5 protein-coding genes and 1 pseudogene are annotated in these 7,221 nt (G+C 66.3%); 3 read left to right on the forward strand and 3 right to left on the reverse strand.

All coding sequences use genetic code 11. The features are described 5' to 3' along the window. Positions 1–768: pseudogene (locus tag LPZ50_RS19240) on the forward strand (MmgE/PrpD family protein); the annotation flags it as partial. A gap of 26 nt (positions 769–794) precedes the next feature. Then, a complete protein-coding gene (locus LPZ50_RS19245) occupies positions 795–2,897 on the forward strand; it encodes an acetate--CoA ligase family protein (RefSeq protein ID WP_230663821.1) in 2,103 nt (700 codons plus the stop codon). Here the strand turns inward: LPZ50_RS19245 and lolA are convergent. Further along, positions 2,887–3,513, reverse strand: coding sequence for an outer membrane lipoprotein chaperone LolA (gene lolA / locus LPZ50_RS19250; protein WP_230663824.1), 627 nt, complete (start codon positions 3,511–3,513; stop codon positions 2,887–2,889). The genes LPZ50_RS19245 and lolA overlap by 11 nt on opposite strands. Beyond that, the gene (locus tag LPZ50_RS19255) at positions 3,513–5,876 is read right to left on the reverse strand and encodes a DNA translocase FtsK (RefSeq protein WP_230663827.1); all 2,364 of its coding nucleotides are present in this window, start codon (positions 5,874–5,876) and stop codon (positions 3,513–3,515) included. Before LPZ50_RS19255 ends, lolA begins: the two co-directional genes overlap by 1 nt. Before the next feature lie 42 nt (positions 5,877–5,918). On the opposite strand from LPZ50_RS19255, the gene trxB reads away from it, so the two are divergent. Next, positions 5,919–6,875: a thioredoxin-disulfide reductase gene (gene trxB, locus LPZ50_RS19260; RefSeq protein ID WP_230663830.1), complete on the forward strand. Its 957-nt coding sequence runs from the start codon at positions 5,919–5,921 to the stop codon at positions 6,873–6,875. On the opposite strand, the gene LPZ50_RS19265 is transcribed toward trxB, so the two are convergent. Continuing rightward, positions 6,808–7,221 (reverse strand): TonB-dependent receptor plug domain-containing protein (locus LPZ50_RS19265; RefSeq protein WP_230663833.1); only part of this gene is annotated, 414 nt, incomplete at its 5' end. The genes trxB and LPZ50_RS19265 overlap by 68 nt on opposite strands.

Below are 7,221 nucleotides of genomic sequence, written 5' to 3' on the forward strand. Positions count from 1 at the left end.
TCCGACGCCATGACCAAGGCCCTGCATGCGGGCAATGCCGCCAACGTCGGCGTGCGGGCCGGCCTGGGCGCCGCCCATGGGCTGACCGGCGCGGCCGGAATGCTGGACGGCCCGGTGGGTTTCGGTGCCGCCCTGGCCGACAACCCCGACTGGGACAAAGCCACCCGGGCGCTGGGAGAACACTACAACATCCTGCAGATCACCCAGAAAAACCACGGGTGCTGCGGCCATACGTTCGCCGCCATCGATGCCGTGCTGGCCCTGCGCGCCGAACACGGACTCAGGCCCGACGACGTCGACAGCATCGAAGTCGATGCCTACCAGACCACGCTGGACGTTACTGGCAACGCCGAACCGCGCACGCCTTTCGAAGGCAAGTTCAGCCTTTTCTATGTCGTGGCCCACGCCCTGGCCTACGGATCGGTGCGGCTGGACGCCTTCGCGCCGGCGCGCCTGGCCGAACCGGAACTGCGCAAACTGATGGCCCGCATCCAGTTGCGCGCCGACCCCGAACTGACGGCGGCCTTTCCGGGCCAGCGGGCCGCGCGCGTTGCCATCCGCACGCGCGATGGCGCCGTCCACCGACATTTCGCCCCCTACCGCAAGGGCGACCCCGAAGCCCCGCTCAGCGATGCGGACCTGAACGACAAGTTCAACGAACTGGTCGCCCCGGTATTGGGGCAGGAACGCGCGAACCAATTGCGCGACCAGGCCTGGCGCCTGGAATCGCTGGCCGTGCGCGACCTGCAACTGCACCTGCCGGTGTAACCCCCCTTCCCACTTTCAAGTTGCCCATGCAGAACGGTACGTTTGCCCAAGCATTGCTCGCCCCCCAGGCCGTCGCGCTGGTAGGGGCTTCAGGCGATCCCGCCAAGAACACCGCCCGGCCGCTGCGCTTCATGCGCAAGCATGGCTATACCGGGCACATATATCCCATCAATGCCGCGCGCCCGGAAATCCTGGGGGAACGCGCCTATCCCGACCTGGCCGCGCTGCCGGGGCCGGTGGATCACGTCTTCGTCATGGTGCCGGGCCCCAAAGTGGCCGAACAGCTGGAAGGCTGCGCGCGGGCCGGCGCCAAGGTGGTCACGATATACAGCGACGGCTTCGGTGAAACGGGCGCGCAAGGCCGCGCCGCGCAGGAAGCGCTGGTGGCGCAGGCCCGCGCACTGGGCTTGCGCCTGCTGGGCCCCAACAGCATCGGGCTGGCCAATGTGCACAGCGGCGCCATCCTGTCGGTGAACGCCGTGTTCGAATCCGACGACCTGCCGTCCGGCGGCCTCAGCCTGGTGTCGCAAAGCGGTTCCATGATGGGTTCGCTGCTGTCGCGGGCCGGTGCGCGCGGTTTCGGTTTCGCCAAGTCGGTATCGGTGGGCAACGAAAGCGATATCAGCGTCGGGGAAATCGTCCACGCCCTGGCTTGCGACGACCAGACCAGCGCCATCCTGCTGTTCCTGGAAACCTTGCGCGACGCGCCCGTGCTGGCGCGCGCCCTGGACGCGGCGCAGGCCGCCGGCAAACCCGTCATTGCCTACAAGCTGGGGCGTTCGACGCAGGGCGAGGCGCTGGCGCAATCGCACACGGGCGCCATGGCGGGCAATGATGTGGCGGTGGATGCCTTCCTGCGCGCGCATGGCGTGCTGCGCGTGGAATCACTCGAGACCCTGTACGAAATCGTGCCGCTGGCGCAGCGCTACGGACGCCATGCCCCCCGCCCGCAACGCGCGCCGCAAGTGGCGGTCATCACCACCACGGGCGGCGGCGCCGCCACGGTCGTCGACAATCTGGGGCTGCGCGGCCTGGTGGCCGCCACGCCGCCCGATGATTTCGTGGCGCACATGGCGGGACGCGGCCTGAAGCTGCGCCAGGCCCCCATCATCGACTTGACGCTGGCGGCCAGCAGCGCGCAATACCAGGACCTGCTGGAAAACCTGTTAACGGCCGACTGGTGCGACGCGGTCTTGAGCGTGGCGGGCTCATCCGCGCAGTTCCATCCCGAATTCGCGGTACAGCCGCTGGTGCAAGCCCGCAAATCCGACGACAAGCCGGTGGTGGCCTTCCTGGCCCCCGAAGCCATGGCGTCGTTGCGCGTGCTGCAGCGCGAAGGCATAGCGGGCTTCCGCACCCCCGAGTCCTGCGCCGAGGCATTGGCCTTATTCATGAATCGCCCCGCCGCCGCCCCGCCGCCGCCAGGCCAGGGCCCGGCCCAGGAATGGCCGGCCGGCTTGCCCGCCACAGGGGCGCTGACCGAGTACGAGGCCGGACAGGTGTTCGGCCTGCTGGGCATCCCCACGGCGGCCACGCGGCTGGTGCCAGCCACCGGACTGGAACACGATTTGCGCTATCCGGTGGCCCTGAAGATATCGTCGCGCGACATCGCGCATAAAACCGACGCGGGCGGCGTGCGCATCGGCATCCGCGACCAGGCCGACCTGCGGCGCCAGGCGGCAGACATGCTGGCCGAGGTGAGCCGGAAGGCGCCCAAAGCCGCCCTGGATGGCATCCTGATCCAACAGATGGAAGACAAGCTGCTGGAACTTATCCTGGGTTACCGGCTGGACCCGCTGGTGGGGCCCATCGTGCTGCTGGGCGCGGGCGGCATCGCCGCCGAACTGACGCCCGACGTATCGGTCAGGCTGGCACCCGTGGACCGCACCCAGGCCATGCAGATGATCGAAGAAGTGCGCGCCACGCGGCTGATCCGCGGTTTTCGCGGGCTTCCCGAAGGCGACTGCCAGGCCCTGGCCGATGCCATCGTGGCCTTTTCGCGGCTGGCCCTGCTAAGCGGCGCCCGGGTGGCCGAAGCGGAAATCAACCCGCTGTTCGTGCAACGGGACGGCGTGGTCGCGGTGGACGGCCTGCTGCATCTACAGGCCGCGGACGGCGTTACATCTTGACCACGTCCACGCCCGCGGGCGGGGTGAAGCGGAATTCGCTGGCGGGCAGCGACGGGTTGGACTGGATGCCCGATAGTTCAACCCGGGTGGTTTGCCCGAACGCATCCAGCAGTTCAACGCGCGCGGGCAGATTGTCTTTCATGCCGATGTCGACCTGGGCGAAGCCCGCGTCGGCATTGCGCGGCTTGGCGCGCAGCCATTCCAGCCCGTCGCGGGCCGGCAGGGGCGACACTTGGAAAGCCTGTTCCAGGTCGCCCGAGCCGAACAGAATGGCGGCCGGCGACGTGCCGATGGCCTGGTCGACTTTGCGCACGGTGACCTGCGCCAGGTCGGGATCGTACTGGTGCAGTTGCTGGCCATCGGACACGACCAGCTGCTCATAGGGCTGGCTGACGGCCCACTTGAATTTTCCGGGCCGCTGGAACGCGAACGCCCCGCTCTGGGCCCGTTGCGTTTCGCCGCGCGGGCCGGTGGTGGATTGCTTGAAGTTGCCCGTGGCGCTTTTGACTTCGGCCACGAAGGTTTTCAATTGCGTGCGCGCATCGGCCGCCAGGGCGGCCATGGGGCACAGCACCAGCAGCGCGGCCGTGGCGGCCAGCCGGCGTAGACCAGGCATCAGGCTTCCTCTTTGGACGGCACCAGGATCTCTCGGTTGCCGTTGGATTGCATTGCCGACACCATACCCGATTGCTCCATTTGCTCGAGTAACCGGGCCGCACGGTTGTAACCAATTCGCAGGTGGCGCTGCACCAGCGAAATGGACGCGCGGCGATGCTTCAGCACCACTTCGCAAGCCTGGTCGTACATGGGATCGCTTTCGGTATCGGTCATGCCCGTGACGCTGCCCACGCCGTCGCCGGTTTCGCCTTCCAGCGCGCCTTCGAGCAGTCCTTCCACGTAGTTGGGCTCGCCCTGCTCCTTCAGGTGTTGCACCACGCGGTGGACTTCATCGTCGTGCACGAACGCGCCGTGCACCCGCACCGGCAGCCCGGTGCCCGGCGGCATGTACAGCATGTCGCCCTGCCCCAGCAGTGTTTCCGCGCCCATCTGGTCGAGAATAGTGCGCGAGTCGATCTTGGACGACACCTGGAAGGCAATGCGCGTGGGAATGTTGGCCTTGATCAGGCCGGTAATGACATCCACGCTGGGCCGCTGCGTGGCCAGGATCAAGTGAATGCCGGCAGCCCGCGCCTTTTGCGCCAGGCGCGCGATGAGCTCTTCGATTTTCTTGCCCACCACCATCATCAGGTCGGCCAGTTCGTCGATGACCACCACGATGGTGGGCAGCGGGGCCAGCGGCTCGGGCTGGTCGGGGGTCAGCGAGAATGGGTTCGGGATGGGTTCTTCGCGCTTGATGGCGTCGCGGATCTTGTTGTTGTAGCCCGCCAGGTTGCGCACCCCCATCTTGCTCATCAGGCGGTAGCGCTTTTCCATTTCGCCCACGCACCAGTTCAGCGCGTTGCCGGCATGGCGCATGTCGGTGACCACCGGCGCCAGCAGGTGCGGAATGCCTTCGTAGACGCTCATTTCGAGCATCTTCGGGTCGATGAGGATAAGGCGGGTGTCGGCCGCGCTGGCTTTGTACAGCAGCGACAGGATCATCGCGTTGATACCCACCGACTTGCCCGAACCGGTGGTGCCGGCTACCAGCAAGTGGGGCATCTTGGCCAGGTCGGCCACCACCGGATTGCCGGCGATGTCCTTGCCCAGCGCCATTGTTACCGTGGAATGGCTGGCATGGTAGGTTTGCGACCCCAGGATCTCGGACAGCTTGACCATCTGGCGGCGCGGGTTGGGCAGTTCCAGGCCCATGAGGTTCTTGCCGGGTATGGTTTCCACCACCCGGATGCTGACCAGGCTGAGCGCGCGCGCCAGGTCTTTGGCCAGGTTGACGATCTGGCTGCCCTTCACGCCCGTGGCGGGCTCGATTTCATAGCGGGTGATGACCGGGCCGGCCTGGGCGGCCACCACGGTGACGGCCACGCCGAAATCGGCCAGTTTTTTCTCGATGAGCCGCGAGGTGAACTCGATGGTTTCCGCCGATACCGTTTCCTGGTTGGCGGCAGGAGCGTCCAACAGGCTGATGGTGGGCAGATCGCCTTCGCCCGCGGGCGGCGCGAACAGCGTTTGCTGCTTTTCTTTTTCGGCGCGGTCGGAGCGCGGCACCACGGTAATGGCGGGCTCGATGCGCACGGGTTGTTCGTGGGTCAGTTTTTCGTGCTTGGCCTCGACCTGCTCGGTGCGCACGGCCTTGGCCACCTGGCCCACCTTGCGGTCCTGGCGGGCGGTGTAGGAATTGCGGGCGCGCCGCAGCAGGCCTTCGAGCCAGGCGCCGACACGTTCGGCCACGTGCAGCCAGGAAAACGAGAAGAACAGGCTCAGGCCCACCGCCAGCAGTACCAGCAAGGCCAGCGTGCCGCCCGTGAAACCCACGCCTTCGGACAGCCAGCCGGCCAGCATCTGGCCGATGACGCCGCCCGCCCCGCTTTCACCGTCGGTGCCGCCAGGCAGGTGCATGCCCCAGCTGTACAGGCGCAGGGCCTCGATGCCCAGCGAACCCACCAGCACCAGGAAGAACCCGACGCCCTCTTCCCAGTGCACCCGGGGCAGTACCTCGGGCTGCTTGCCGTCGGAGGCGCGCAGGTGGCTGGCCAGCCGGCGGTAGCCGGCACGCACGCGGTGCAGCAGCAATACCACCCACCACCAGGCGGAATAACCGAACAGATAAAGCAGGATATCGGAAAGATAGGCGCCCAGCGTGCCGCCGCGGTTATGGATGACTCCGGCCGGCACGGAATGGGACCATCCGGGGTCGGCGGGCGACCAGGTGGCCAGCACCAGTGTCAGCCAAGCCGCCAGCGCGGCGAACAGAATCCAGCGCGCTTCACGCAGCAGGGCGGAAATTCGCGTCTGCAGCGGCGAAGGGCCGTTTCGGGTGTTGCGCGAGGCGCGCGGGGAAGCAGTTGAAATACGCGGCATGCGGCTCATTATAATTGGGCATCCCTCTAAAGATACTTACCTATGTCCACGCCCAAACACGCTAAAGTTTTGATACTTGGATCCGGCCCCGCCGGTTACACGGCTGCCGTCTATGCAGCCCGTGCCAACTTGTCGCCCGTGCTTGTAACAGGCCTGGCCCAGGGCGGCCAACTGATGACAACCACTGATGTCGACAATTGGCCGGCCGACGCCACCGGCGTGCAGGGGCCCGAGCTGATGCAGCGCTTCCAGCAGCATGCCGAGCGCTTCAACACCGAGATCATTTTTGACCATGTCGCCAAAGTGGATTTTTCGCGCCGGCCGTTCACCCTGACGGGCGACACGGGCAATATCTACACTTGCGACTCCCTCATCATCGCCACCGGCGCCTCGGCCAAGTACCTGGGCCTGCCGTCTGAAGAATCCTTCATGGGCCGCGGCGTGTCGGGCTGCGCCACCTGCGACGGGTTCTTCTACAAGAACCAGGACGTGGTCGTGGTGGGCGGCGGCAACACCGCCGTGGAAGAAGCCCTGTACCTGTCCAACATCTGCCGCAAGGTTACCCTGATCCATCGCCGCGACAAATTCCGCGCCGAACCCATCCTGGTCGACAAGCTGATGGACAAGGTCAATAACGGCAATATGGAACTCAAACTGTTCCATACCCTGGACGAAGTGCTGGGCGATGACAGCGGCGTCACGGGCGTGCGCATCCGCCATACCGACACCGGCGCCACCGAAGACCTGGCCGTCACGGGCGCCTTCATCGCCATCGGCCACCAGCCCAACACCGGCATCTTCGAAGGCCAACTCGAAATGAAGGACGGTTACATCATCACCAAGAGCGGCCTGTCCGGGCTGGCCACCATGACCTCGGTGCCTGGGGTATTCGCCGCCGGCGACGTGCAGGACCACGTCTACCGCCAGGCCATCACCAGCGCCGGCACCGGCTGCATGGCCGCCCTGGACGCGCAGCGGTGGCTGGAGAATGCACAGTAGTAAGAAAGGTGGGCTGGCCGACCTGAAACGCCTGCACCAGGCTTCGGCGCAGGCGCGCGCGCAGGCCGCCCAGCACCACGTTTGTGCCGAATCTGCCGGCATCGAAACCGCGGATGTAGAGATCATCCACGCGGTTGTCGATGCCCTGGCTCTCGGGCAGCACGCCTGCGGTGTAGCGCGTGGCTTCGTTGAGATTCCTGACGCCGCGCAGATCCATCTCGCGCCGCTCGATCACCGACACCGACTGCGGCACTTCACGCAACGGCGTATCGGTCTTGGTCGACCCTCCGATCGTCTCCGCCGGGCGGTAGGCATTCACCGTCACCGCTTCCAGGCTCATCGCATC

This window comes from Bordetella petrii (assembly GCF_020991325.1).
Lineage (GTDB): Bacteria > Pseudomonadota > Gammaproteobacteria > Burkholderiales > Burkholderiaceae_B > Bordetella_A > Bordetella_A petrii_E.

Bases quoted from the DNA above. Each gene is read 5' to 3' on its own strand.
- LPZ50_RS19255 (WP_230663827.1), bottom strand. From the start codon at position 5,876: ATGCCGCGTATTTCAACTGCTTCCCCGCGCGCCTCGCGCAACACCCGA.
- lolA (WP_230663824.1), bottom strand. From the start codon at position 3,513: ATGCCTGGTCTACGCCGGCTGGCCGCCACGGCCGCGCTGCTGGTGCTG.
- trxB (WP_230663830.1), top strand. From the start codon at position 5,919: ATGTCCACGCCCAAACACGCTAAAGTTTTGATACTTGGATCCGGCCCC.
- LPZ50_RS19245 (WP_230663821.1), top strand. From the start codon at position 795: ATGCAGAACGGTACGTTTGCCCAAGCATTGCTCGCCCCCCAGGCCGTC.